Genomic DNA, 24,415 nt, shown 5'->3' with positions numbered 1-24,415 from the left:
CACGGTTACTGTTCGGGTGCGGGCGCGTCCAGTTCCGCGAAGGTGGTCTCGCCCTCGCGGAGGTCCCCGAGGAGGTCCGGCAGGTCCGCGATGGGCACCCGGATCTGTTCGGTCGAGTCACGCTCGCGGAGGGTGACGGTGTCGTCCTCCAAGGCCTCGTAGTCCACCGTCACGCAGAACGGCGTACCGACCTCGTCCTGTCGCCGGTAGCGCCGACCGATGTTCCCCGAGTCGTCGTAGGTCACGTCGAAGCCCGCCGCGCGGAGGTCCTCCGTGATTTCGCGGGCGGTCTCGCCCATGCCGTCTTTCTCCATCAGCGGGAAGACGCCGACGAAGGTGGGCGCGACCTCGGGTTCGAGCGAGAGTCGCTTGCGCGTCTCGCCCTCGATTTCGTCCTCGCCGTAGGCGTGGGCGAGGACCGTGTAGACCACGCGGTCGATACCGATGGACGGCTCCACGACGTGTGGCATGACGTGTTCGCCGGTCTCCTTCTGCTCCTCGACGCTGAAGCCGGTCTTCTCGGTCGGGATGGCGTACTCCTCGCCGCCGACCTCGACGGTCACTTCATCGTCTTCGAAGGCCGCGCGGTCGCGCTCCGCGAGCAGTTCGAGTTCCGCGGCGACGTCGCCGGCCTCACCGCCGAACTCCGGACCGAGGTAGCTCATGTCGGGGTCTACCGTGGCGCGCTCGACCACCTTCGGTTCGTCGTACTGCTTGAAGATGGTAAAGTCGTCGTCGGAGTACTCGTCGTGTTTGCTCAGGTCGTAGTCGCTCCGGTAGGCGAAGCCGGTGATCTCTATCCAGTCGCCGTCTACCTCCGACTCGGCGTCCCAGCAGTCCGCGGCGTAGTGAGCGCGCTCGCCCGCGAGGTGCTGGCGGTACCGGAACCGGTCCATGTCCACGCCGATGGACTCGTACCACTGCTTGCCCACGCCTAGATAGTAGGCGACCCACTCGTGGACGATGTCCTCCTCGACCGCCTCCTCGACGGTCTTGTAGACGTAATCGCCGTCGTCCTTCTCCTGTTCGTCGGCGGGGTACAGTTTGAGTTCCACGTCGGCCACGCGGTCGAGGTCGGGAACGTCTTCGGTCGGGTCGATGAAGTGTTCCAACTCGGCCTGCGTGAACTCCCGGACGCGAACGATGGACTTCCGGGGGCTAATCTCGTTGCGGTAGGCCTTGCCGATCTGGGTGATGCCGAACGGGAGCTGATTTCTGGCGTACTCGGCGAGTTGCGGGAACTCCACGAAGATGCCCTGCGCGGTCTCGGGCCGGAGGTAGCCCGGCGAGGAGTCGCCCGGACCGATGTTCGTCTCGAACATCAGGTTGAAGTCCTCGACCGGAACGCCGCCCAACTCGGTGCCGCAGTTCGGACAGACCAACTCGTGTTCCGCGATGAGGTCCTCGATGTCCGGAATCGAGATGCTCTCGGCCTCTTCGATGTCGGTGTTGTCCTCCACGAGGTGGTCGGCGCGGTGGCTCTCGCCGCACTCGGGGCACTCCACGAGCATGTCGTCGAAGGTGTCGAGGTGGCCCGACGCCTCGAAGACGGGTTCGGGCATCACGGTCGGGGAGTCTATCTCGCGGTGGCCCTCCCGAATCTGGAACCGCTCGCGCCACGTATTCTCGACGTTCTGCTTGAGGGTCGCGCCCTGCGGGCCGTAGGTGTAGAAGCCCGAGACGCCGCCGTACGCGCCCGCCGACTGGAAGAAGTAGCCTCGGCGCTTGGCCAGTTCCACGAGGTCGTTTCGGCTCACTGTAGCGCCTCCAGCAGGTTGATGTCGCGGACGATGCCGGTGAGTCGGTCGCCGTTCACGAGCGGAATCTGCTCGACGTCGTTGCGGAGCATCATCTGCGCGACCTCCTTGGCGGTCTTCTCGCCCGAGACGGTCACCACGCTATCGGTCATGAACTCGTGGACCGGCGCGGCCGGAATCTCGACGTTCCGGGTCGGCAGGTAGCGCTTGCCGACCGCCTTGATGGACTCCCACTTCCAGTCGTCGTCCTCGTCGGCGATGGAGTCGCCGGTGTCGTCCTCGCCCTCGACCACGCGGGCGACCTCGATGATGTCCACCTCGGTCAGCACGCCGTTCATCTCGCCTTCCTCGTCCAAGACCACGGCGTAGGGCAGGTTCGCGTAGTAGAGTTCTCGCTCGGCGACGGTCAGGGGAACCTCCTCGTAGGTGGTGTTCACGTCGCGGGAGGCGATGTCGCCGACTTCGGCGTCCCCGACGGCCTCGCCGTCGGCGACCGCCCGAACTACGTCGGTCACGGTGACGATGCCCTCCAGTTCGCCGTCCACCACGGGGACGCGGCGCGCGCGCTCCTCGACCATCAGGGCCGCGACCTCCTCGATGGTCGTGTCCTGCGTGGTGGTCGGGACGTCGCGCATCAGCATGGCGAGTTGGTCCTCGTCGGGGTTCTCGATGAGGTCGTCACGCGAGATGAGACCGCGGAACTCCTCGGTGCCCTCGCTGTTCTTGACCACGGGAACGGACGAGAACGACCGCTCCTGTAGATACTCTAGTACATCGTCGCGGGTGCCCGGAAGCTCCACGGTGACGACCTCCGAGCGTGGCGTCATGGCTTCGCCTACGTTCATGTTCGCGCGATACGGGTTGGTGCGTCTTGTAGTCTACGAACCGGTGGTTGACGTTTCGTCCGTTTCGCCCCCGATTTCCAGACGTTTCCGTTCCGGTCTCGCCTCCGTCGGTCACTCGTCGGGCACCGTGACCGACTCGTCGGCCTCGGCCCGCGACAACACGGACCGACAGAAATCCGCTTTCGCGGCGTTGTAAGCGCTGATGTCGTCGGGGTGCGACTCGGCGGCGTCCCGCTTGACGGCCTCGTACTCGTCGCGAGCGTCCGGGTTGGCCCGCAGGTACTCCCTGAACAGCAGGTCGTCCCGCCACTGGTCGTCGGACTCCGGAATCAGGTGGAGGTTGTACAGTTGTCCCGAGTCGTCGGTGCGTTGCACGAACAGCCAGTCCATGGGAACGTGGCTCAGTTCGTAGCCGTAGAACGTGGCGAGGTTGTCGAGGTCGCCCCAGACGCCCGGCAGGCCGGTCACGACCGCCAACACGTCGATAACCGGTTTCGCGCCGAGTCCCTCGACGGCCGTGCTTCCGATGTGCTCGATGCGAGAGGTGTACGCGTCGAGGAACGTCTCCAGTCGGTCCTGTTCGGCCTCGAACGTCTCCGGCCACGTCGGGTCGTAGTCGCGAATCGTTATCGGAGTCTCGTCCATCGGATAGATGTTCGATTAACTATAAGAAATAGGTTAGGGGAGCGCCGACGGAGCGACCGGACGCGACGGCGGCGCTCCGAGCGAAACTCGTCAGCTTACTCGTCGGCGGCGTCCTCGTCGTCCATCACGTCGTCGAAGGGCACGTCGTAGCCCGCGTACTTGTACGGGTCGGGGAAGAACTTCTTCAGGTCGTCGTGGCGGAACGACCCGAGGTGGGTCCCGTCGAGCGTCTGGACGTGGGTGTACATCTCGTCTTCCTCCAGCGCGGTCTTGACGAGACCGGGCGCGTGGCGAATCTCGAAGTTGCCCGCGACGAGAATCGCGGTCTCCGAGTCGGGGTCGAGCAGTTGGGTCAGCATGAAGATGCGACCGTCCATCTCGTTTCGGAACACCCGGTACTGGGGGAACTTCCCGGTCGCGACCGCCTCGGAGAACTCCTCGGCATGGTTGTCGGGGACGACGTGGACGAACCCCCACCGGTCGCTCTCGCCGGCGTCGGGGTTCGTCGGCGCGGTGTGACCCGCGCCGATGGCGACGACGTCCCACCCTTCGGCTTCGAGGTCCTCCTCCATCGCCCGCATGTCGTCGATGGTGCGCTGCCACGCGCCCTTCTGGACCTCCGCGTTCGCGGCGATCTGCTCGGCGTAGTCGGGGTCTTCTCCGTCCCCTGCTTCTGGCATGTGTGCGTCTGACGCTCTTCTACCGGTAAAACCTGTTGTTTGGGAACCAACGAGGACGCGACGCGAGAAACTCGGGTTCCGCCGAGGCGAACGACGAGAGGGCAGTCCGACAGCACGAAGCCCTACGCCGCGACGCCGAACACCGTCTCCAGCACGAACGACCACGCCAGCGTCGCCAGACTGGCGAGGAACAGCTTGAACGCCGCCGAGAACCGCTGATTCGGCGGGAGCGAGTACCACGGAAGCGGCGGAATCCGCTGGACCGCGGCCTGAAACTTCGTCTCGTCGCGCCCGCCGACGACCCGGCCACTGGGTTCGTTCTTCGTCACCTTGAGTTCGCCGTCCTCGGTCTCGGTCGTGTCCCACGGCGGGTCCGGTCGGAGTTGGAACGTCGCGTAGCCGAACAGCAGGATGCCGAGGACGAACATGACGTACTTCGCGGTGACGAGTCCGCCGCCGACGAGCAGTCCGATGGCCGCCCCGATGACGAACACTACGGCGGCGACGGCGACGGCGTAGACGACGCCGTCCACGGCTTGCCGCGCTCGACTAGCGTTCGCGGACTGGGAGGGCGTCCGGGACATCTACCGCTCGGTGTAGGGGACGAACTCGTCGGGTTCGGTGTACTCCGACTTGTGGCGGTGACAGTGGCTGACGCGCCCGGTGTCGCTGACCACGTGGTCGTCGGGTTTCTCGAAGTCACAGACGCTGCCGAACTCCTCGCGGAGGACCCGGCGAGCCTCTTCCTCGTTGTTCTCCTCCACTCGGTCGGCCGCCTCGTCGATGTGACGCTCGACCTCGCTCGACAGGTCGATGTCGCCGAACAACTCCTGTTTGATCTCGCCGATGTCGGAGAACCGGGTCTCCATCCCGAGCAGTTCCTTCGCCTGCTCGGTCAGCGACTTCTCGGCGCGCGACCGCTCGCGCAGGACCTCGCGGAACACCTCGATGGCGACCCACGTGTCCGAATCCATGTCTTGGTACTTCTCGGGCCGAATCTTCATCGGACACCGCGTCGTGAACGGACAGCCCTTCGGCGGGTCGCGCGGACTCGGCGGCGTGCCCCGAAGCGTGATGCGGTCCTTGTTCGCCGTGGGGTCGGGTTCCGGAATCGCCGACAGCAGCGAGTGCGTGTAGGGGTTCTTGGGGTTCTCGAACAGCTCCTCGGCGTCGCCCAACTCCATCACGTTACCCAGATACATCACGGCCACGCGGTCGCAGATGTGCCGGACGACGCTCAGGTCGTGGGCGATGAACAGGTACGTCAGGCCGAACTCGTCCTGCAAGTCCTCCAGCAGGTTGAGAATCTGGGCCTGCACCGATACGTCGAGCGCCGACACCGGTTCGTCCAGCACGACGAACTCGGGTTCGAGCGCCAGCGCGCGGGCGATGCCGATGCGCTGGCGCTGGCCGCCCGAGAACTGGTGGGGGTATCGGTAGTAGTGTTGCGGTTGCAGCCCCACCACGTCGAGCAGTTCCCGGACGCGCTCGCGGCGCTCCTCGGGCGTGTTCCAGTCGTGAACGTCCAGCGGCTCCCGGACGATTTCGCCGACGGTCATCCGGTCGTTGAGGCTCGACTCGGGGTCTTGGAACACCATCTGGCTGTTACGCCGCCAGTCTTTCAGCTCCTTCCCCGAGAGTTCGGTCACGTCGGTCCCGTCGAACAGGACCTCGCCGGCCGTCGATTTCTCCAACTGGATGAGGGTCCGGCCGAGCGTCGTCTTGCCACAGCCCGACTCGCCGACGAGACCGAGCGTCTCGCCGCGCTTTATCTCGAAGTCTACGCCATCGACCGCTTTCACGGGGTTCGAATCGACGATGCCGCCGTCGTCGTAGTAGGTCTTCAGTCCGTTGACCTCCACGAGCGTCTCGCCGGTAGCGACGCCGACCGACTCCTGTTGGACTTGTTCGCTCATCGTTCGCTCACCTCGCGCTGGCTCTCGCGCTGTTCGTGTAACTCGACGGCCTCCATCTGCGAGACGTCTTCGGGATACAGCAGACAGGCCGCGGTGTGGTCCTCCGCGTCCGCGTTCACTTCGATCGACGCGGGGTGGACTCGCGTACACTCCTCGAACGCCTTCGGACACCGCGGCTCGAATCGGCAGTAGCTCGCGGGTTCGTTCGGCGTCGGCACGTCGCCCTCGATGGTCGAGAGCCGGTCCGCACCGGGTTGGTTGCCCGGAATCGACTGGAGCAGCCCCTTGGTGTAGGGGTGGCGCGGATTCTCGTATAGCGCTTCGACCGGCGCGCTCTCGACGATTTCGCCCGCGTACATCACGTTCACGCGGTCGGAGATCTCCGCGATGACGCCCATGTCGTGAGTGATGAACATGATGGCCAAATCGCGCTCCTCCTGCAACTCCTCGAGCAGTTCCAGAATCTGGGCCTGAATCGTCACGTCGAGCGCGGTGGTCGGCTCGTCGCAGATGAGCAGTTCGGGGTCGCAGGCCAGCGCCATCGCGATGACCGCGCGCTGGCGCATCCCGCCCGAGAACTCGTGGGGGTACTCCCGCACGCGCCGGGCGGCGTCCGGAATTCCGACCGCTTCGAGCAACTCGATGGCCTCCTCGGTCGCTTCCGACCCGCGCAGGTCCTGGTGGAGCCGAAGCGCTTCCTTGATCTGGTTGCCGACCGTGTACACCGGATTCAGCGAGGTCAGCGGGTCTTGGAACACCATGGCGATCTCGCTGCCCCGGAGGTTCCGGTACTGCTTTTCGGTCTTCTCGGTCAGTTCCTCGCCGTCGAACCGGATGCTACTGCCCTCCAGTACTCGACCGGGCGAGTCTACGAGTCCCATGATGGACCGGGCGGTGACGCTCTTGCCCGACCCGGACTCGCCGACGATGCCGACCGTCTCGCCGCGGTGGATGTCGAAGCTCACGCCGTCCACCGCGCGGATGGTCTCCTTGTCCGTGAAGAAGGCCGTCTGGAGGTTTTCGACCGACAGCAGCGGCTCGTCGTCTCCGCGGACGGCAGAGGTTTCGCGCTGCGCCATCAGGCACCACCTCCGGTGGCCGCGGCGGCCTCGGAGCCTTCGCCTTCACCGCTCCCGCTCTGCGGGTCGATGGCGTCGCGGATACCGTCGCCCAAGGCGTTGAACGCCGTCACGACCAGCACGATCATCACGCCGGGGATGAACGAGATGTGCCACGACGACGTGGTGACGTACGACTGGCCGATGTCCACCGCGCGGCCCCACTCGGGCGTCGGCGGGTTGATGCCCAACCCGAGGAACGAGAGGCCTGCGACGGCGATGATGACGCCGCCGAGCGACATCGAGGCGTACACCAGCAGATAGCCGAGGATGTACGGCGCCATATGCTTGCGCATCGTGACGGTCGGTCGCTGTCCGAAGCTCTTGGCGGCGTCGATCCACTCCTGCTCGGAGACCTGCATCGCCGGTCCGCGCACGGACCGCCACAGGAACGGCCACCCGGTCCCGGCGAAGATGAGCGCCAAGACGAGCGCGCCGCTGTAGATTTCGGCTATCCACGTCCCGCCCAACACCACCGACAGGAGCATGACGAACAGCAGTCTCGGTAACGACATTATCGAGTCACCGACGATGACCACCGCGAGGTCTACCAGCCCCTTGTAGTAAGCCGTCAACAGCGCGAACGCCGCCGCGATGAGTCCGCTCGCGCCGATGGATATCAGCCCGATGAACAGCGATATCCGCGCTCCCGCGGCCATGAACGTGAACATGTCCTTCCCAGATGGTAACGTCCCGAAGGGGTGCCACCGACCGAACTTGTCGTACTGCATCGGCCCGACGTTGCGTTCGGGCGTCCCCTGCGAGCGCGACCCGAGGTTGGCCGTCCCGACCGTGATGTTCTCGAGTTGTCCCTCGTCGTTGTAGTGCTCGATGTAGTGCGAGTAGGGGTTCGAGATGTTCTTCTCGACGGTCGTCGGGCCGAGTGCGGGCGCGAACATCGCCATCACGACGAACGCGAAGACGACGACCGCGCCGAACTGACCCCACCGGTGGCCGCGGAGGCGGTCCACCATGTCGTCGCGCGGCGTCCAGTCGGCGTGGCGGTAGTTCTCCCGGAAGACGACGTAGCCCCGCCAGAGCCAGACCAGCCAGAGGAAGGCGTAGGCGTAGATGAGGACGACGCGAAGCGCCCACGCGTAGGCGGGGGCGAGGCCGAGGAAGGTCTTCTCCCACCCGCCACTCGCCGTCTGGTACCCGCCGTTCGGGATGAGGTCCCGCGTCAGTAGCGTCGGTAGTTCGACGCCGGGACCGAAGAGACCGGTCACGAAGTGGACGACCGCGCCGGCTTCCAGCGCGAACAGTATCAGCGCCCCGGCTAACCAACCGAGTGCCGGGCCGGGGTTCTCCTTGACTCTCTCGACGAGGGAGGCGTCTGCGTCTCTGTCTGCGCTCATATCAGGTACCTCCGTCGTACCCCACGCGGGGGTCGATAATCGTGTACAGGAAGTCTTGCATGATGTTGATGAGGACGACGAGCAGGATGAAGATGAACATCAGCGAGCCGACGAGCGGCATGTCCCCGTTCTTGACCGCTTGGAAGAAGAGGAACCCGATACCGCTGATGTCGAACACCGTCTCGACCAGCACCGACCCGCCGATGAGGATGAACGCCTCGCCCGTGATAATCGGGACCAGCGGGATGAGTGCATTCCGGAAGATGTGTTTCCAGACCAGCGACCGCGGCCGGACGCCCTTCGCCTTCGCGGTCTCGATGAAGTTGGCGTTGATAGTCTCCAGCACCGCGGTCCGGCCGATGCGCATCTCGTTACCCATCGACGCCGACCCCAGCACGAGCGCGGCCGGGGCGATCTTCTTCAGCGCCTTCGTGAAGCCACTGACCGACGCGAGGTTGCCGAGCGGCGGCGGTCCCGTCACGTTCGTCGAGTAGAGGAACGTCTCCCAGTCGAAGCCGAACAGGAGCTTCTCGGACTGCGAGAGGACGCTCATCAGGATGACCGCCAGCCAGAAGTTCGGCATGGCGCGCCAGACGATACCGCCGAACGACGCCACGTAGTCGCTGAACGTGTTGGGGTTCAGCCCCGCGTAGAACCCGAGCGGGATGCCGATGAAGACCGCGATGAGCACCGACCAGAAGCCCAGCCAGATGGTCCGCGGTGCGTAGTTCAGCACGAGCGTGTAGACGCTCGTGTCGGGCTGGAGGACCCACGACTCGCCCAAGTCGAGGGTGAACATGTTTATCATGTAGTCGATGTACTGCTCCCAGAGCGGCTGGTTGAGACCGAGCTGTTGCTTGATATCGTTGTACGCCTGCGGGTCTCCCTGCGGCCCCAGAATCGCGGACACCGGGTCGAGCGGCCCGGCGCGAATCACGAGAAAGGTTATCGAAGCCCCGAACAACAACACAGGGATCGAAAGCAGTACCCGCTTTCCGAAGTATTGCCACCTGCTCACGGCGAACCACCGCCGCGACAGCGGCTACTCCCGTCGAACCGTACGTACCCAAACTGGACCGCGCACATAGGTGATGAATTTGAGGGTCCTCTCATTATGTCTTGCGTTTTCGTACACTATCCCGAGAAACGCAAGCCGAAGGACGCTCGCCGCCGTTCGGCGCACTTGAGCTATGGCTATCAGGGGTGCAGTCGTAGAAAAGAAAAAACGTCGCGTCGTTACTTGCGCTCGCCGATTTTGACGTTGTTGTACATCTGACGGCTGTAGTCGGCCGCACCGAAGCGCGGTGCGTCGATCCAGTCGTAGGTGAAGCGCTCACTGAAGTCGTGGTAGGCCGGCAGGAGAACGACGTCCTCCCAGTTGGCCTCTTCCATCGCGACGTAGGCCTCGTTGCGCTTCTTCTTGGCCGCGTCGGTCGGCTTGGGGTTGTTCTGGACCTTCTCCCACGCTTTGGTCGCCTTCTTGGCGGCTTCCGTTCCGGACCAGTTGAAGTACGACAGCTCGTTGCTCTTCGACGTGTCGGTCTTCGGCGGGTGAATGAGTTGCAGGAAGTTGTCCGGTGCCGGGTAGTCCATAATCCACCCCAGCGAGTAGGCTTCGAGGTTGCCCTTCCGACCGCGCTTGAGGAGCGTCGAGAACGGCGCGGTGTTGATGCTCATGTCGATGTAGGCGCTGGCGAGCTTGTCCCGCAGGAGCTTGCCGAGTTCGGGCCACGTGCTCGACGACTGGTAGACCGTGAACTCGAAGCTGAACTTGTTGTCCTTGCCGTAGCCAGCCTCCTTCATGACCTTCCGGGCCTCGGCGAGCTTCGTCTCGTTGTAGCCGTAGGGGTAGTTCTCCTTCGCGTGCTTCTTGTACGCGTCGGGTCCGCCGGGGTAGATGGACGGCGGCGTGAAGTGATACGAACTCTCGCCGCGGCCCTTGAACACCTTGTTCACCGCCTGACCCTGATTCAGCGCGTAGGCGGCGGCCTGACGGACGGCCTTCGGAACTGCCTCCGCGTTGAAGCCGATGTAGTAGGAACCGATGGTCGGGACCCCGGTGTACTTCATCGTCGCGCCGCTCGTCGTCTTCCCGTAGGTACCGACCTTCCGCCCGAGCTTGTCGGTCTTCTTGACGTTGACCTTGTTTCGGTTGTACTGACTAGTGGGGAGCTGACCGGCGTGAAGCATGTCCGCGTTCTGGTTGACGGTCCCGTAGGTGTACATCGCCTGCGGGTCGGACATGATGTTCCAGTGGACGCCGTCCACGTCGGCGGCGCTCCCGTGATAGTTCTCGAACTTCGAGACTCGCGCCTCGGTGTTGGTGCTCCACGTGTCGAAGGTGAAGGGACCCGCACCGACGGGACTCTTGGTCGAGAACTTCTTGTGGCTCATCTCGCCCTCGTGGCCCTTGATGTCGCCGACGATGCCCTTCGGCAGGGCGGCGAACGAGGTGTACGCGAGCATCTCCAGCACCGCGTGGAACGGCTCGGAGAGCTCCATCTTGAGCGTGTAGTCGTCCTCGGCCGTGACGGCCATGCTACCGGGCTTGTAGTTGCCCTCGCTGTCGGTCTCGTGTTTGACACCGATGGAGTCGAGGATGAAGTACGCGCGCCGGGAGTTGTCCGAGGCCGCGAGGCGCTCGAACGAGTACACGAAGTCCTGTGCAGTGACTTCCGTCCCGTTGTGGAACTTCGCGCCTTCCTTCAGTTTGAAGGTGTAGGTCTTGAAGTCGTCGGAGACCGTGTGGCTCTTCGCGAGTTGGCTCTTGACCTCGATCTCCGCGTTGGGGTAGTTCATCAGGGCGTCGAAGACCTGCTGGATGACCGTCCCGGAGGCGGTGTCGGTCGCCTTGATGGGGTCCAGCGTGGTCATCGTGGAGTTGATGAGGCGGAGGACGTTCGAGTCGTCGCTCGGCGTGTTAGCCTCCTCCGTCGTCGTCGTCTCCGTGCTGTCGGCCGTCGTCGTCTCGTCGGCCGTCGTCGTCGCAGTATCTTGGGAATCGTTGTTACCACCAGTACAGCCAGCGAGAGCTACGGCCGATGCCGCACCACCGGTCGCCTGCAGGAAACGACGCCGGTTGAGATTGTCAGTATCTGTCATCCAACCGCTCATTGTAAACCAGACCGGATAAACTTACCGTTTGTTACTTAGGGAAAGGCCGTCTTAACCTCCTGAATTGCTTTGTATCTAGGAGCTTTTGGCCGTTATTTTCTTAGTTTCGCGCCGAAACGTTCGAAGTAGACCGTGCGACGGTGGTCCCGCGCTCGCCGCTCGTGAACGAAATCTGGGAGTATTGCGCCGTGGTATCAGTTACCAGTATTTGAAGCCTTCGATTCCTCCCACTGGTCTGCCGTTTCGGAGCGTTTATTAACCCATGATACCATGTGTCACGTATGGCCCACAACACGGCCACTCCGTCGAATTCGGTCGCACAGAACGAGGTTATGGCCTCGTTAGACGACGATGGTCGCACGGAGCGACTCATCATCGCCGACACGACCGCCGACGGCGCGTGGCTTTCGGTCCCCGTTTCCGGAAGCGTAGACCTCCAGAGCTGGCAGTAGCGGTCCCTCCCCCCGACTCTCCGTTCTTCGCGGTTCCGTCGAATCTCGGTAACGAGCCAATACTCAACCTTTTTGCCGCCGCTGTCCATTCCATCTACCATGAACTACCGGGAGGTCTCAGGGGACCGCGAGTTCGTCGCTAGACTCGGCCACGGCGAAGACTGGCGCGAGGAGATCGAGTCGCTCGCCGTCGACGAAGACGTAGACGCCGCGTGGTTCGTCGCCATGGGCGCAGTTCAGGACGCGACCGTCTGGTTCTACGACCAGTCGGAACTGGAGTACCGCGAAGTCGAGTTCGACGAACCGCTCGAAGTCGCCGCGTGCGTCGGCAACATCTCGTGGCTGGACGGAGAGCGGTTCGCCCACACCCACGCCGTTCTCTCGCGCGAGAGCGGCCAGACGCTCGCGGGACACCTCGATTCGGCCACCGTCTTCGCCGGGGAACTCTACGTGCGTACCTTCGAGGAGGAACTGGAGCGCGAACCCGACGAACCCACCGACCTCGACCTCTGGCTCTAACATGCGGGCCGAGGACGAGCGATACTTCGAGGACCTGGAGGCAGACTTAGACGAGGCGTTCGACGTGGCCCGCGAGGCGCGCGAAAACAGCGGCGACCCCAAACCCGAGGTCGAGATTCCGGTCGCCAAGGACATGGCCGACCGCGTCGAGAACATCCTCGGCATCGACGGGGTGGCCGAGCGCGTCCGCGAGTTGGAAGGCGAGATGAGTCGCGAGGAGGCCGCGCTCGAACTCGCCGAGGACTTCGCGGAGGGTCGCGTCGGCGACTACGAGAGCAAGGCCGGAAAGGTCGAGGGTGCGGTCCGGACCGCGGTGGCGCTCTTGACCGAGGGCGTCGTCGCCGCGCCCATCGAGGGCATCGACATGGTGGAAGTCCTCGAAAACGACGACGGCACCGAGTTCGTCAACGTCTACTACGCCGGGCCGATTCGCTCGGCCGGCGGGACCGCTCAGGCCCTGTCGGTCCTCGTGGCCGACTACACCCGCGCGCTGGTCGGCATGTCGGAGTACGAGGCCCGCGACGACGAGATAGAACGCTACGCCGAGGAGATTAACCTCTACGACAAGGAGACCGGGCTTCAGTACTCGCCGAAGGACAAGGAGACCAAGTTCATCGCCGAACACATGCCCATCATGCTCGACGGGGAATCGACCGGCGACGAGGAGGTCTCGGGCTTTCGGGACCTCGAACGGGTCGATACCAACAACGCCCGCGGTGGCATGTGTCTGGTCCTCGCGGAGGGCATCGCGCTCAAGGCACCCAAGATTCAGCGCTACACCCGGAATCTCGACGAAATCGACTGGCCGTGGTTGCAGGACCTCATCGACGGCACCATCGGGAAGGACGACGCCGACGAAGGCGAGAGCGACGACGAAGACGCCGACGAGGGCGACGAGTCCGAGACCGACGCCGCCGAAGCGGACGCCGAGGACGAAATCGAGGACGCCTCCGGCCCGCCCCGCGTCGAACCCGCCACGAAGTTCCTCCGGGACCTCATCGCCGGACGCCCGGTCTTCGGGCACCCGAGCGAGTCCGGGGGATTCCGCCTGCGCTACGGCCGGGCGCGTAACCACGGCTTCGCGACCGCGGGCGTCCACCCCGCGACGATGCACCTCGTGGACGATTTCCTCGCTACCGGAACGCAGATCAAGACCGAGCGCCCCGGCAAGGCCGCGGGCGTCGTGCCCGTGGACTCCATCGAAGGCCCCACGGTGCGACTCGCCAACGGCGACGTGCGGCGCATCGACGACCCCGACGAGGCGCTGGAACTCCGGAACGGCGTCGAGAAGATTCTGGACCTCGGGGAATATCTGGTCAACTACGGCGAGTTCGTGGAGAACAACCACCCGCTCGCGCCCGCCTCCTACACCGTCGAGTGGTGGGAACAGGACTTCGAGGCGGCGGGCGCGGACGTACAGGCGCTTCGGGACTCTCCGAGCGTCAACCTCTCGGACCCGACCCCCGACGAGGCGCTGGAATGGGCCACCGACTACGACTGCCCGCTCCATCCGAAGTACACCTACCTCTGGCACGACGCCACCGTCGAGCAGTTCGAGGCGCTCGCCGAGACGGTCGCCGACGGCGAGGTCGTGGGCGGCGACCTCTACGTCGAGTTCACCGAGGAAGCCGTCCGGACTGCGCTCGAATGTCTCCTCGTCCCGCACAAGCAGGAGGAGACCGAGATTCGCATCCCGGAGTGGCGACCGCTCGCCCGGTCGCTCGGAGTCACCGACGACCTCGAAAAGACGTGGGACGACCTCTCCGCGGAGGCTCGAAACTGGGGCGAGGACGAGGACGGCGACAACGCGGTCCGCGCCGTCAACGAGGTCGCGCCCTTCGAGGTCCGGGAGCGCGCCCCGACCCGCATCGGCAACCGGATGGGTCGCCCCGAGAAGTCCGAGGAGCGCGAACTCTCGCCCGCGGTCCACACCCTCTTCCCCATCGGCGAGGCGGGCGGCAGTCAGCGCGACGTGGCCGCCGCCGCGAAACACGCCCCCGATATGGAGAGCACGCCCGGACTGGTCGACGCGCAGGTCGGTCGCCGGGAGTGCGAGGACTGCGGCGAACACACCTTCGAGTGTAAGTGTCCCGAGTGCGGCGGCAACACCTTCGCCCACTTCGAATGCCCCGAGTGCGGTTCAGTGGTCGAGTTAGACGAGTCGGGGCGGGCGGTCTGCGACCGCTGCGAGGTCGAGGCCACGCCGGTCGAGCGCCGGACCATCGACGTGAACGACGAGTTCCGCTCGGCGCTCGAATCGGTCGGCGAGCGCGAGAACGCCTTCGACACGCTCAAAGGCGTCAAAGGACTGTCGTCGTCGTACAAGACGCCCGAACCCATCGAGAAGGGCGTTCTCAGAGCCAAGCACGACGTGTCGGCGTTCAAGGACGGGACGGTCCGCTACGACATGACCGACCTGCCGGTCACGAGCGTCCGGCCCGCGGAACTCGACGTGACCGCCGACCACTTCCGGTCGCTGGGCTACGACGAGGACGTTCACGGCGACCCGCTCCGCCACGACGACCAACTGGTCGAACTCAAGGTGCAGGACATCGTCCTCTCGGACGGCGCGGCCGAACACCTCCTGCAGACCGCCGACTTCGTGGACGACCTGCTGGAGCAGTATTACGGTCTCGACCCCTTCTACGAACTCGACGAGCGCGACGACCTCGTCGGCGAGTTGGTCTTCGGGATGGCTCCCCACACCTCCGCGGCCGTGGTCGGTCGAATCGTGGGGTTCACGTCCGCGGCCGTCGGGTACGCCCACCCTTATTTCCACGCAGCAAAAAGACGTAATTGCGACGGCGACGAGGACTGCGTGATGCTCCTGATGGACGGGCTTTTGAACTTCAGCAAGGAGTTCCTCCCCGACAAGCGCGGCGGTCAGATGGACGCGCCCCTCGTCATGTCCTCGCGTATCGACCCCTCCGAAATCGACGACGAGGCGCACAACATGGACATCGTGCGCCAGTACCCCCGCGAGTTCTACGAGGCGACCCGCGAGATGGCCGACCCCGAGGCGGTCGAGGACGTGATGACCATCGCCGAGGAGACCCTCGGCACCGACCGCGAGTACACCGACTTCCACCACAGCCACGACACCTCGGACCTCGCGTTGGGGCCGGACCTCTCGGCGTACAAGACGCTGGGTTCGATGATGGACAAGATGGACGCCCAGTTGGAGCTCGCCCGGAAACTGCGCTCGGTGGACGAGACCGACGTGGCCGAGCGCGTCATCGAGTACCACTTCCTGCCGGACCTCATCGGCAACCTCCGGGCGTTCTCCCGCCAGGAGACCAGATGTCTCGACTGCGGTCAGAAGTACCGCCGGATGCCCCTGACCAAGGAGTGTCGGGACTGCGGCGGGCAGGTCAACCTGACGGTGCATCAGGGGTCGGTGAACAAGTACATGGAGACCGCGATTCAGGTCGCCGACAAGTACGACTGCCGGGAGTACACGAAACAGCGCCTCGAAATTATGGACCGCAGGCTGGAGTCCATCTTCGAGAACGACAAGAACAAGCAGGGGAGCATCGCGGACTTCATGTGAAACTTTTGCTGCGGTCGAAATCGCGGCTTCGCCGCGATTTCTCCCTAGCAAAACTTTCATGAAAAACACGGCGGTCGTCCCGCCGTTCGCTTCGCTCACTTTGATCCTCCCTTGGTCCGCTCGCTCGGTCACTCCGTTCCCTCGCTCGCGGTCGAATTGCTAGCCTATTCTCGTCGGTGTCTCTGCGTGCTTGCTGGTGGACAGTTCGGCTTCTCGTTTCGACTGCTCGTCCGAATCGGCGACCGGCTTTATCAGGAATGACGGCGTATCCCCGCATATGAGTGGACACGGGGAGCAACCCGCGGAGGACGACGGGGACACGAAAGCGGTCGAAGATGCGCTCGAAGTGAGCTTCGGCCAGACCGTCTACGACGAGGACGGCAACGAACTCGGCAACGTCCGGGGACTGGAGAACGGCGGCTTCTTCGTCTCGACCAGAGAGGGCGTCGAGAGCATGAGCATCGAACACGCCCGCTCGGGCCACGACTTCGGCGAGGCCGAGCTGATGTGGCGGTGTACCAACTGCGGCGAGATGGGCGAGATAGACGACGGCATCCCGGACGAGTGCCCGAACTGCGGCGAGCCGAAAGAGGCGCTGATGTACTGGACTGAGGACTGACGCGGCGAGACGGACCGATTTTTCTACCCGCGGTCCCGACGAGAGGACATGGACATCGTCGTGTTCGGCGCGGGAAGCCTCGGGAGTCTCGTCGGCGGACTCCTCGCCCGCGAACACGCGGTCACGTTGGTCGGACGCGACCCGCACGTCGCGGCGGTCCGGGAGTCGGGCCTGCGCGTGAGCGGGGAGTACGACTTCACGGTCGCCCCCGAGGCGACCACCGACGGGACCGACCTCGACGCCGACCTCGCGGTGGTGACGGTCAAGGCGTTCGACACCGAAGACGCCGCCGAGACGCTCGCCACGGGCCGAATCGACGCTGTGCTCTCTCTCCAGAACGGCATGGGAAACGAGGAGACGCTGGCCCGACCGCTCGACTGTCCGGTCCTCGCGGGCACCGCGACGTACGGCGCGGTCCGGCGGGAACCGGGCGCGGTCGAGTGTACCGGTCGCGGCGAAGTCGTCCTCGGCCCGCGCGAGGGCGGGACCTCCGAGACGGCCGACGGGGCGGGCCGAGCCCTCGCCGCGGCCGGAATCGAGACCACCGTCGCCGACGACATGCCCCGCCGCCTCTGGGAGAAACTGGCGGTCAACGCGGGCATCAACGCGACGACGGCGCTGGCCCGCGTCGAGAACGGCGCGCTACTGGACGGTCCGGCCCGCGAGGTCGCGGGCGACGCGGCCCGCGAGACCGCTCGCGTCGCTCGCGCCGAGGGCGTCGAACTGGGCGAGAGCGAGGCCGTCCGAGCGGTCGAGCGCGTCGCCGAGGCGACCGCCGCGAATACCTCTTCGATGAGACAGGACGTGCAGGCGGGTAGACGGACCGAAGTCGAAGCCATCAACGGATACGTTTTCTCGTGCGCGCGCGAGCGAGGCGTCTCGGTGCCGGTCAATCGCACCTTAACGAAATTGCTCCGAGCTTGGGAGCGCGAGCGCCCGCAGGATTGAATTGCCCCGGCGACGCTGATAGATGCGAGAAGTCATGCCGACTTACCTCTCGGTCCACCGTCGAACGTCGAGTGCGGATTTCGACATACTGATTACCGCAGAAAGCAAGCTTCGTCCATGAACGGTGCGCAGTTGCGAACGACGATTCTCGGGTTTCTCGGGACGTTTGCGATTCTCGGGCTCCTCCTCTATCTGGTCGGCGTCGAGGGGTTCGTCCAGGAGCTTCGACATGCCGACACCGAGCTAGTGGCGCTCATCGTCGTGGTCACGCTCGGCTGGCTCGCAGCGTGGGGATTCGGTCTCCGAACGGTTCTCGACGTCCTCGGGGTGGACGTCTCGTTCCTCAAGTCCTTCTTCATCCTGAACGGCGCGATGTTCTCGAACAACATCACGCCCTTCGGACAGGCCGGCGGCGAGCCGGTGACGGCCCTGCTCATCTCGAAGGTCGCGGACACCGAGTACGAGCGCGGACTCGCGGCCATCGCCAGCGTCGATTCGCTCAACTTCGTGCCCTCCATCGTGCTGGCGCTCGGCGGTGCGGGCTTCTACGCCACCCAGACCGACTTCGGTCGCCGCCTCCGACTCGCCACGATGGTCATCGTCGTCCTCTCTGTCGCCGTCCCCGTCGCCGGCATCTTCGGCTGGCGCAACCGCGACGCGCTCCGGCGCGCCATCGCGCGGCTCCTCGCGCCGATACTCCGGTTCGTCACGCGCGTCGCGCCCGTGGACGTGGCGCTCAGCCGCGAGACGCTCGAAGCGCGCGTCGGCGAGTTCTTCGAGTCGATAGAGCGCGTGGCGACCAACCGACGCGGCCTGACGCTCGCGCTCGCGGCCTCGACCGCCGGCTGGGTGTGCCAGATGGTCGCGCTCTGGCTGGCGTTCGCGGCCATCGGCTCGCCGATTCCGTTCTCGGTCCTCCTGTTCGTCGTTCCCGTCGGCGCTATCGCGGGCATCACGCCGCTGCCGGGCGGTGCGGGCGGCATCGAACTGGTGTTAGTCGGCCTGCTGGCGAGTCTCCCCGGTGCGGGGGTCGAGTCCGGCACCGCGCTCGCCGCGGTCGCCATCTTCCGCGGAGCTATCTACTGGGTGCCCATCACCATCGGCGGCAGCGTCGTGAGCATCGTCGGCGTCGATTCGGTGTGAAAAGAGGCGGCCGTTCCGACTTTTGATTCGGCACGTCCCGATTTCCGATTCGATTCGGCGCGTTTCGGCGCGACTCGCCGAGTCGCGCCGAAACGCCCGAAACCGCATTCGGCCGCGGCGATTCGGGACGAATCGCCGCGGCCGAATTTACCGCGGGTCGTCCACTCAGTCGATGTACCCGAGGTCCTGTAGCCGGTCCTTCGCGTCGTCGCTCATGTCGTCCAGCACGTCGTCGTCCTCGACTTCCTTCCACTCGCCGCCGACGCTCTCCTCGAACTCCGAGAGCGCGCCTTCGAGTTCGGCCTCCTCGTCGCTTCCCTCCCCGCGCACGTTGTCCGTCTCTTCGGGGTCCTCGTCGAGGTGGTAGAACTCGTCGGCGATGCGCTCGTTGCGGATGTACTTGGCGTCGGGGCGACGCGCGGCCCGCATCCGCGAGTAGAATCGCGAGTCGGTGTCCAACTCGATGTTCGCGTCGGCGGCCTTCTGCTCCAGCTGCTTCAGCTCCACGACCGGCCGATAGTACTCCACGAAGGCGTACTCTCCCTCGGCGAAGTCGCGATAATCGGCGTCGAGGAGCGAGCGCGTCCGGTCGAGCGGCTTGGTCGAGCGCTCTGCCTCGACGCCGGCGTGGTCCAGCACGGTGTGATAGAGGTCCACGAGTTCGACCTGCTCGTCCTCGCGGCGGCCCGACTCCACCTCGGGGTGTTTGACCATCAGCGGGACGTTCACCAGCGGGTCGTAGATGCAGAACTCGTGGCCGTACAGGTCGTGTTCGCCGTGGAGTTCGCCGTGGTCGGCGCAGACGACGACCATCGTGTCCTCCCACTCGCCGTTGTCCTGCATCCACGAGAACAGGCGCTGGAGTTGCGCGTCGATGTGGCGAATCTCGGCGTCGTAGAGTCCTTCGATGGCCTCCCACTCGCCGTCGCTGATGTCGCGCGCGCCGCAGTTGTACTCCTTGGAGTTCTGGCAGACCTTCGTGGAATCCACGTTCGGCGCGAACTCCTGCTTGTACTCCTCGGGCGGGTGGTACGGGAGGTGGGCGTCCATCAGGTTGATGAACGCGAAGTAGTCGTCGTCGGCGTCGTCGATGAACTCCATCGTCCGGTCGATGACCTGCGGCGTCTTCGAGTCCGCGCCCTCGCTCGACGCCGTGTACTCGTGAATCTTGTTGCCGACGCTGACGAGGTAGTCGGCGGCCTTCCGGAGCGTCTCGTTGTCGTTCATCGTCTTCCACGCCTTCGCCAGCGGTCCCGAGAGGAAGTCGCCGGGCATCACCTCGAAGAAGTTGTCCTGGTCGTCGAATCCGTCGGTGAGGTGGGTGTAGGGCGTAATCCACGCGTTCGAGGAGTAGCAGGCGGTGTCGTAGCCCGCGCCCGAGAGCGTCTCGGCGAGCGTCGTCGCGCCCTCCAGATACGGGTTCTCTTGGCTCGCGCCGTGTTCGCTCGGATACATGCCCGTGAACAGCGAGGCGTGAACGGGAAGCGTCCACGGTGCGGGGGAGACCGCCTGCTCGAAGACGGCCGCTTCGTCGGCGAACCGCTCCAAGCCTGGCGTCGTCGGTCGGTCGTAGCCATAGACGGAGAGGTGGCTCTTGCGAACCGTGTCCATGACCACGAACACGACGTTCCCCGGAGCGTCGTCGTCAGTCATACCGTAGCGTCCAACTCCCGGCGGGATAAATATCCTGATGTTAGCCGCGTTCTACGGGAAGAATTGGGACGTTTCGCGGCCGGAAATCGAGGCTTAGAACGGAGCCTGCGGTCCTTCGTCGTCGTCGCCGTCGTCGCTGGTCTCGCCGGGGAACGAGGGACTCATGCCGCCACCGCCGCCGTGGCCGCCGTCGCCGCCCATTCCGGTCTCGGCGTTGACTTTCTCGATCTCGGGAATCTCCTTGACCATCCGGCTCTTGATGGCCTGAATCGTCATCGGCGAGATGCCGCAACCGCTGCACGCGCCGCCCAACTGGATGTGGACAGACCCGGTCTCGCGGTCGATGTTCTGGATGGCCGCGCTCCCGCCGTGCATCTGAATCTGGGGGAAGTTGCGCCGCAGGAAGTTGCTGACGCGCTCTTCGAGGTCGTCCCCGTCGTCCTGAGTCTCGGTGCTCATACGGCGGGGTAGGGTTCGTGCGTTCTTAGACCTTTGGTTCACCGCGGTTCGTCGCTACCGGCCGCCTCCGGTCACGATGTCGGCGACCTCGTTCCGGTCGAACAGCCACTCGTCTTCGGGAATCTCCGGGTAGTGGTCGCCGTCCTCGTAGCGGGGCCACTCGCCGAACAGGTCGGGGTAGAGCTGTTTGGCACCCATCTCTATCTGGAACAGGTTCATGATTGGACCTTGATACCGCATCCCCGCGGCGTACACGCGGTCGTTCTGCACCGCGGTCAGTTGGCTCCCGCTGGAGTGGTTTTCGAGCTTCGAGCGCGTGTCGGCCATGCTGTATCTCGGCGTGATGCCCCACAGGTGGAGGATGACGTCGGGGTCCGCCTTCAGCATCGTCTCGTAATCGACGGTGCCCCAGAGGTTCTGCCAGTCCTCGTCGGCGAAGGCGTCGTTCGCACCGAGCGGCCGGGTGTCGGCCAGCCAGTACCCCGGTTTGTTGAGGTGATAGGTGTAGAACGACTGGCCGTCCTGCGCGAGCGTGACCCGGACGACGCTCGGGCGCTCCTCCTTCGGCGGAAGTTTCTCTCGAATCGAGGAGACGAGGTTCGAGTGGACCTCCGCGAGCGCCTCGTACCGCTCGCGCTCGCGGAACACCGCCGCGACTTTCCCGAACAGTTCCCAGAGGTCGTAGTACTGGTAGTTGCCGTACCCGTCCGGGGCCGGGGAGTGCGTGCCGCTGTAGAAGTTGCCGAACCACGGCGCGATTTGGGAGCCGATCTCCTCCACGTCCGACCGGTCCCAGTTGCTCTGAGTGGTCGCCCACGCGGGGTCGGTCAGGTGGACGTCGCTACCGAGTTTGTACAGCAACTCCTTCGAGAACCCGTTACTCAGCGGGTCGTGAAGCCCTTTCCAGTCGAACGAGACGCCGTCGAGGTGGTGGTTGTAGTGGTTCATCGTCGTGCCCGACATCTCCGGCACGTACACCGAGTTCACCGCGTCGCCGTGGCCGAGCGCGACCGCCATGTCCGCGTACTGGGGGAAGACGGTGAAGACCTCCTCGGGCACGGCGTCGAACACGACGGTGCCCACCGGGGACATCGACACCGAGTGGCCGCCGCCGGTCTCCGTCGCGGTGGACTCGGCCGCGGTCGTCTCGGTCGTCGTCCCCGACCCTCCGGTCTCACTCGTCTGCGTTCCGTCGCTCGCTCCGTCGCCCGTACATCCGGCGAGGAACGCGCCAACGCCGGCCGCGCCCGTGCCCTTTAGCAAACTCCGCCGCGTCAGTCTCGAAGCCGATGGTTCTCGCATATCTTTAGGCTGCCCTAAACTCCGACTTAGATATTTTGGTATGCCTAAACTCCTGTCGCCTGCGAACCACGTTCGGGTTCGCTTCGGGGGAATGCCCGCGGATTCGATATAGCTCCAAAGGGTTTATCGACCCGAACCAGGGTGAGACGCCTCGCTCTCGTGTCTCCACGGAAAACGCCGGACGAGCGTCGAGCGCGCGGGACGAAGCTCGAAACGGCCGAAAAACGGAGATCTACCGGACGGGGCGCTACTCGCTCTCGGACTCGAACCCGAACACGCGCCGGAGTTCGGTCTCTATCTCCTCGACGTAGATGTCGAGCATCTCCTCGACTTTCTCGTCTTTGACGACGATGCCCTGCACGCGCTCGACCGGATTCTCGGGCAACTCGACGCGGAACTCGCCGTCGCCCTCGTAGAAGGGTTCGCTCTCGTTGAGGATCTGCTGGTCGATTGCGTGGATTAGCTCCGAGTCGTATCGGTCGTTGAGTCGGTTGAACGCGTTCTTGTACGCCTTCTGCAACTCGTTGAAGTAGTGAACGTACTTGTCCTCGAACTTCTCGGGGTCGAAGTCGGCCATGCCCGGACGGTTGGGCCACGACGACTAAAAGTGAGACGATTGGTCGATTCGCGCCGCGACCGACGGCGTGTCGAGGTCGGGAGCGCCGGAGTATCGGTCTCCGGTCAGGGCGTCACGCGGTCGGGGTCTCGCGGGAACAGGATGGCTTCCTTGATGTTTTCGAGGTCCGCGACCTTCTGGACGAGACGGTCGATACCGAGTCCGTAGCCGCCGTGGGGCGGGATGCCGAACCGGAACGCTTCGAGGTAGAACTTGAAGTTCTCGGGGTCGGCTCCCTGCTCGTCCATCAACTGCTCCATCGTCTCGATGTCGTGTTCGCGCTGGCCGCCCGACGAGAGTTCCTGGCCCTTGTAGATGAGGTCGAACTTCCGGGAGGCGATGTCGTCGCCCGACACGTCCTGCCGGTAGTAGAACTTCTCGTTGGGGTAGCCGACGACGAAGAACGCGGGGTGGCCCTGCTCCTCGAAGTACTCGCCGAGCAACTTCTCGCCCTTGGTGTCGAGGTCGTCGCTGTCGTCCGGAACGTGGTCGAACTCGGTGGCGAGGATGTCGCGGGCCTCCTCGAAGGTGATGCGCGGGAAGTCCTCGGTCGGGACGTCGAGGTCCACGTCGAGAACGTCCAACTCGTCCTGTGCGTTCTCCGCGACCTGCTCCAGCGCGTAGCGCAGGGACTCCTCCTGGACGTCCATCACGTCGTGGTGGTCTTCGATGTAGGCCAACTCCACGTCGAACATCGCGATTTCCGAGACGTGCCGGGAGGTGGCGAACGCTTCAGCGCGGAACGCGGTGCCGGTCTCGTAGATCTTGTCGAACCCGGCGGCCATCAGCATCTGCTTGTAGAGTTGCGGACTCTGAGAGAGGAAGACTTCGTCGCCGTAGTAGACGACCGGGAATAGCTCCGCACCGCCTTCCGCACCCTCCTGGGAGATGAGTGGCGTGTCCACGTCGACGTAGCCCTCGTCGTCGAACCACTCTTCCATCGCAGACATCAGCTTCGAGCGCAGCGAGAAGATCGCGTAGTTCTCGGGCTTCCGGAGGTCGATGGCCCGGTTGTCGAGTCGCGTCGAGAGGTCCGCCTCGACGTCCTTGGCGACCTCCATCGGCAGGGGCGTGTCGGACTCGCTGATGACCTCCAGTCGGGTCGGGGCGAGTTCGACGCCGCCGGGTGCTTGGTCGCTGGCCTTCACGCGCCCGGAAATTTGGACGACGTCCTCCTTGTGGAGGTCTTGGACGGCCTCGAAGAGGTCCTCGTCGTTCTCCTCCTTGAACACGACTTGGGTCTGGCCCTCGCGGTCGCGCACGATGACGAAGGTCAGTCCGCCCAAGTCTCGAATCTCGTGGACGTGCCCAGCGATAGAGACAGTCTCGCCGTCCTGTTCGGCAGTAATCTCGTCGGAATACGTTCGGTCTATCATGGCTCGCGGTTGCTACAGTATTTGCCCAGTCTCTCCCACACGTATTTATTCTCTCCGACTACAGGACGGCCGGAGGACTCCGATACGGCCGATTCGTCGGGTCGTTCGGCCGAACCGCTGGTCTCCGGTCGGCGCTCGGGGCGGTCGTTTTCCGCCGCAACGGGAACCGCGCCGTGGTGGTGGAATGTTAACGTAAACTCCATACTGCTATACAGAATCTAGTTCCGGCAACTCGGACGGCCCGCTTCGACTCCCCAGAAAACCGACGCCTCGCTACCGAACGAGCCGGAACGCCCGAATCGTGCGCATCGATACCAGATATCGGTCCGACGCAAGCCATTTCACCGC

Annotated in this window: 21 protein-coding genes; 6 read left to right on the top strand and 15 right to left on the bottom strand. The window is 64.6% G+C overall.

Translation table 11 applies throughout. The features are described 5' to 3' along the window. Positions 1 to 5: 5 nt before the first annotated feature. The 10 genes from glyS to M0R88_RS06635 all read right to left on the bottom strand — a co-directional run bounded on the left by glyS (position 6) and on the right by M0R88_RS06635 (position 11,418). Positions 6 to 1,757, bottom strand: a complete 1,752-nt coding sequence (gene glyS, locus M0R88_RS06680) for a glycine--tRNA ligase (protein ID WP_248656171.1) — start codon at positions 1,755 to 1,757, stop codon at positions 6 to 8. Beyond that, a complete protein-coding gene (locus M0R88_RS06675) occupies positions 1,754 to 2,602 on the bottom strand; it encodes a CBS domain-containing protein (RefSeq protein WP_248656170.1) in 849 nt (282 codons plus the stop codon). Before M0R88_RS06675 ends, glyS begins: the two co-directional genes overlap by 4 nt. Before the next feature lie 111 nt (positions 2,603 to 2,713). Next, positions 2,714 to 3,247, bottom strand: a complete 534-nt coding sequence (locus M0R88_RS06670; RefSeq protein WP_248656169.1) for a GrpB family protein — start codon at positions 3,245 to 3,247, stop codon at positions 2,714 to 2,716. 95 nt (positions 3,248 to 3,342) lie between these two features. Beyond that, positions 3,343 to 3,927: a DUF7529 family protein gene (locus M0R88_RS06665; RefSeq protein WP_248656168.1), complete on the bottom strand. Its 585-nt coding sequence runs from the start codon at positions 3,925 to 3,927 to the stop codon at positions 3,343 to 3,345. Positions 3,928 to 4,049: 122 nt separating this feature from the next. Continuing rightward, complete coding sequence (locus tag M0R88_RS06660) at positions 4,050 to 4,511, bottom strand: DUF7555 family protein (protein ID WP_248656167.1); 462 nt, start codon at positions 4,509 to 4,511, stop codon at positions 4,050 to 4,052. Further along, positions 4,512 to 5,843 carry an ABC transporter ATP-binding protein gene (locus M0R88_RS06655; protein ID WP_248656166.1) on the bottom strand — a complete coding sequence of 444 codons (1,332 nt, stop codon included), beginning with the start codon at positions 5,841 to 5,843 and terminating at the stop codon, positions 4,512 to 4,514. Further along, positions 5,840 to 6,922, bottom strand: coding sequence for an ABC transporter ATP-binding protein (locus M0R88_RS06650; RefSeq protein ID WP_248656165.1), 1,083 nt, complete (start codon positions 6,920 to 6,922; stop codon positions 5,840 to 5,842). The genes M0R88_RS06655 and M0R88_RS06650 overlap by 4 nt, the downstream gene beginning before the upstream one ends. Beyond that, positions 6,922 to 8,316: an ABC transporter permease gene (locus tag M0R88_RS06645; RefSeq protein ID WP_248656164.1), complete on the bottom strand. Its 1,395-nt coding sequence runs from the start codon at positions 8,314 to 8,316 to the stop codon at positions 6,922 to 6,924. Before M0R88_RS06645 ends, M0R88_RS06650 begins: the two co-directional genes overlap by 1 nt. A 1-nt stretch (position 8,317) precedes the next feature. Beyond that, the gene (locus M0R88_RS06640; protein WP_248656163.1) at positions 8,318 to 9,334 is read right to left on the bottom strand and encodes an ABC transporter permease; all 1,017 of its coding nucleotides are present in this window, start codon (positions 9,332 to 9,334) and stop codon (positions 8,318 to 8,320) included. Positions 9,335 to 9,552: 218 nt separating this feature from the next. Beyond that, positions 9,553 to 11,418 (bottom strand): ABC transporter substrate-binding protein, encoded by a 1,866-nt coding sequence (locus tag M0R88_RS06635; RefSeq protein WP_248656162.1) that lies wholly within the window; start codon positions 11,416 to 11,418, stop codon positions 9,553 to 9,555. 293 nt (positions 11,419 to 11,711) lie between these two features. Here M0R88_RS06635 and M0R88_RS06630 point away from each other — a divergent pair, with 293 nt between their 5' ends. The 6 genes from M0R88_RS06630 to M0R88_RS06605 all read left to right on the top strand — a co-directional run bounded on the left by M0R88_RS06630 (position 11,712) and on the right by M0R88_RS06605 (position 18,661). Then, positions 11,712 to 11,882 carry a DUF7556 family protein gene (locus M0R88_RS06630; RefSeq protein WP_248656161.1) on the top strand — a complete coding sequence of 57 codons (171 nt, stop codon included), beginning with the start codon at positions 11,712 to 11,714 and terminating at the stop codon, positions 11,880 to 11,882. Between the two features lie 99 nt (positions 11,883 to 11,981). Then, the gene (locus M0R88_RS06625; protein WP_248656160.1) at positions 11,982 to 12,401 is read left to right on the top strand and encodes a PPC domain-containing DNA-binding protein; all 420 of its coding nucleotides are present in this window, start codon (positions 11,982 to 11,984) and stop codon (positions 12,399 to 12,401) included. A 1-nt stretch (position 12,402) separates the two neighbouring features. After that, positions 12,403 to 15,951 (top strand): DNA polymerase II large subunit, encoded by a 3,549-nt coding sequence (locus M0R88_RS06620; RefSeq protein WP_248656159.1) that lies wholly within the window; start codon positions 12,403 to 12,405, stop codon positions 15,949 to 15,951. 277 nt (positions 15,952 to 16,228) lie between these two features. Then, the gene (locus M0R88_RS06615; RefSeq protein ID WP_248656158.1) at positions 16,229 to 16,570 is read left to right on the top strand and encodes a DUF7130 family rubredoxin-like protein; all 342 of its coding nucleotides are present in this window, start codon (positions 16,229 to 16,231) and stop codon (positions 16,568 to 16,570) included. 48 nt (positions 16,571 to 16,618) lie between these two features. Further along, on the top strand, positions 16,619 to 17,518 hold the full coding sequence (locus M0R88_RS06610; RefSeq protein ID WP_248656157.1) for a ketopantoate reductase family protein: 900 nt from the start codon (positions 16,619 to 16,621) through the stop codon (positions 17,516 to 17,518). A gap of 117 nt (positions 17,519 to 17,635) precedes the next feature. Then, positions 17,636 to 18,661 carry a lysylphosphatidylglycerol synthase transmembrane domain-containing protein gene (locus tag M0R88_RS06605; RefSeq protein WP_248656156.1) on the top strand — a complete coding sequence of 342 codons (1,026 nt, stop codon included), beginning with the start codon at positions 17,636 to 17,638 and terminating at the stop codon, positions 18,659 to 18,661. A 165-nt stretch (positions 18,662 to 18,826) separates the two neighbouring features. On the opposite strand, the gene M0R88_RS06600 is transcribed toward M0R88_RS06605, so the two are convergent. The 5 genes from M0R88_RS06600 to aspS form a co-directional block, all read right to left on the bottom strand. Further along, positions 18,827 to 20,314, bottom strand: a complete 1,488-nt coding sequence (locus tag M0R88_RS06600) for a sulfatase (protein ID WP_248656155.1) — start codon at positions 20,312 to 20,314, stop codon at positions 18,827 to 18,829. Between the two features lie 93 nt (positions 20,315 to 20,407). After that, on the bottom strand, positions 20,408 to 20,773 hold the full coding sequence (locus M0R88_RS06595) for a NifU family protein (protein ID WP_248656154.1): 366 nt from the start codon (positions 20,771 to 20,773) through the stop codon (positions 20,408 to 20,410). Between the two features lie 54 nt (positions 20,774 to 20,827). Then, positions 20,828 to 22,075 carry an ABC transporter substrate-binding protein gene (locus M0R88_RS06590; RefSeq protein ID WP_248656153.1) on the bottom strand — a complete coding sequence of 416 codons (1,248 nt, stop codon included), beginning with the start codon at positions 22,073 to 22,075 and terminating at the stop codon, positions 20,828 to 20,830. A 247-nt stretch (positions 22,076 to 22,322) separates the two neighbouring features. After that, a complete protein-coding gene (locus M0R88_RS06585; protein WP_248656152.1) occupies positions 22,323 to 22,652 on the bottom strand; it encodes a DUF5783 family protein in 330 nt (109 codons plus the stop codon). Between the two features lie 104 nt (positions 22,653 to 22,756). Then, a complete protein-coding gene (gene aspS / locus M0R88_RS06580) occupies positions 22,757 to 24,067 on the bottom strand; it encodes an aspartate--tRNA(Asn) ligase (protein ID WP_248656151.1) in 1,311 nt (436 codons plus the stop codon). Positions 24,068 to 24,415 lie beyond the last annotated feature (348 nt).

Source organism: Halorussus gelatinilyticus, assembly GCF_023238445.1.
GTDB classification, from domain to species: Archaea; Halobacteriota; Halobacteria; order Halobacteriales; family Haladaptataceae; genus Halorussus; species Halorussus gelatinilyticus.
The sequence above is the reverse complement of the archived record's forward strand: the minus strand, read 5'-3'. Positions and strand labels throughout refer to the sequence as shown.

Bases quoted from the DNA above. Each gene is read 5' to 3' on its own strand.
- M0R88_RS06675 (WP_248656170.1), bottom strand. From the start codon at position 2,602: ATGAACGTAGGCGAAGCCATGACGCCACGCTCGGAGGTCGTCACCGTG.
- M0R88_RS06670 (WP_248656169.1), bottom strand. From the start codon at position 3,247: ATGGACGAGACTCCGATAACGATTCGCGACTACGACCCGACGTGGCCG.
- M0R88_RS06665 (WP_248656168.1), bottom strand. From the start codon at position 3,927: ATGCCAGAAGCAGGGGACGGAGAAGACCCCGACTACGCCGAGCAGATC.
- M0R88_RS06660 (WP_248656167.1), bottom strand. From the start codon at position 4,511: ATGTCCCGGACGCCCTCCCAGTCCGCGAACGCTAGTCGAGCGCGGCAA.
- M0R88_RS06655 (WP_248656166.1), bottom strand. From the start codon at position 5,843: ATGAGCGAACAAGTCCAACAGGAGTCGGTCGGCGTCGCTACCGGCGAG.
- M0R88_RS06650 (WP_248656165.1), bottom strand. From the start codon at position 6,922: ATGGCGCAGCGCGAAACCTCTGCCGTCCGCGGAGACGACGAGCCGCTG.
- M0R88_RS06645 (WP_248656164.1), bottom strand. From the start codon at position 8,316: ATGAGCGCAGACAGAGACGCAGACGCCTCCCTCGTCGAGAGAGTCAAG.
- M0R88_RS06635 (WP_248656162.1), bottom strand. From the start codon at position 11,418: ATGACAGATACTGACAATCTCAACCGGCGTCGTTTCCTGCAGGCGACC.
- M0R88_RS06630 (WP_248656161.1), top strand. From the start codon at position 11,712: ATGGCCCACAACACGGCCACTCCGTCGAATTCGGTCGCACAGAACGAG.
- M0R88_RS06625 (WP_248656160.1), top strand. From the start codon at position 11,982: ATGAACTACCGGGAGGTCTCAGGGGACCGCGAGTTCGTCGCTAGACTC.
- M0R88_RS06620 (WP_248656159.1), top strand. From the start codon at position 12,403: ATGCGGGCCGAGGACGAGCGATACTTCGAGGACCTGGAGGCAGACTTA.
- M0R88_RS06615 (WP_248656158.1), top strand. From the start codon at position 16,229: ATGAGTGGACACGGGGAGCAACCCGCGGAGGACGACGGGGACACGAAA.
- M0R88_RS06610 (WP_248656157.1), top strand. From the start codon at position 16,619: ATGGACATCGTCGTGTTCGGCGCGGGAAGCCTCGGGAGTCTCGTCGGC.
- M0R88_RS06605 (WP_248656156.1), top strand. From the start codon at position 17,636: ATGAACGGTGCGCAGTTGCGAACGACGATTCTCGGGTTTCTCGGGACG.
- M0R88_RS06600 (WP_248656155.1), bottom strand. From the start codon at position 20,314: ATGACTGACGACGACGCTCCGGGGAACGTCGTGTTCGTGGTCATGGAC.
- M0R88_RS06595 (WP_248656154.1), bottom strand. From the start codon at position 20,773: ATGAGCACCGAGACTCAGGACGACGGGGACGACCTCGAAGAGCGCGTC.
- M0R88_RS06590 (WP_248656153.1), bottom strand. From the start codon at position 22,075: ATGCGAGAACCATCGGCTTCGAGACTGACGCGGCGGAGTTTGCTAAAG.
- M0R88_RS06585 (WP_248656152.1), bottom strand. From the start codon at position 22,652: ATGGCCGACTTCGACCCCGAGAAGTTCGAGGACAAGTACGTTCACTAC.
- aspS (WP_248656151.1), bottom strand. From the start codon at position 24,067: ATGATAGACCGAACGTATTCCGACGAGATTACTGCCGAACAGGACGGC.